At 65.3% G+C, this 522-nt stretch carries 1 protein-coding gene; it reads right to left on the reverse strand.

Annotated elements, in window-relative coordinates; translation table 11 throughout:
* Positions 1–522, reverse strand: a 522-nt coding sequence (mraY, locus tag DYI24_RS27680; protein ID WP_164574576.1) for a phospho-N-acetylmuramoyl-pentapeptide-transferase, incomplete at both ends; no start/stop codon positions are given.

Genomic DNA, 522 nt, shown 5'->3' on the forward strand with positions numbered 1-522 from the left:
ATCTTGAACACGCGCTTGCCGGTGAGCTTGAACGAGGCGACCTGCACGATCACCGACACCGCTTCGAGCACGAACAGGCCGCCGATCACCGCCAGCACGATCTCGTGCTTCACCGCGACCGCGATCGAGCCGAGCATGCCGCCGAGCGCCAGCGAGCCGGTGTCGCCCATGAAGATCGAGGCTGGCGGCGCGTTGAACCACAGGAAGCCGAGCCCAGCGCCGAGCAGCGCCCCGCACAACACCGCGAGTTCGCCGGTGCCGGCGACGTAGTTGATCTGCAGATATTCGGCGAACACCGCATTGCCGGCGAGATACGAAATCAAGCCAAAGCTCGCCGCGGCAATCATCACCGGCACGATCGCGAGGCCGTCGAGGCCGTCGGTCAGGTTCACCGCGTTGCCGGCGCCGACCACCACGAAGGCGCCGAACACGATGAACGCCCAGCCGAGGTTAAGCATCACTTCTTTGAAGAACGGAATCACCAGCGAGCTCGACAGCGGCGCACGGCCGAGCCACACCAGC

The organism is Rhodopseudomonas sp. BR0C11 (assembly GCF_010820945.1).
Taxonomy (GTDB): Bacteria; Pseudomonadota; Alphaproteobacteria; order Rhizobiales; family Xanthobacteraceae; genus Rhodopseudomonas; species Rhodopseudomonas palustris_H.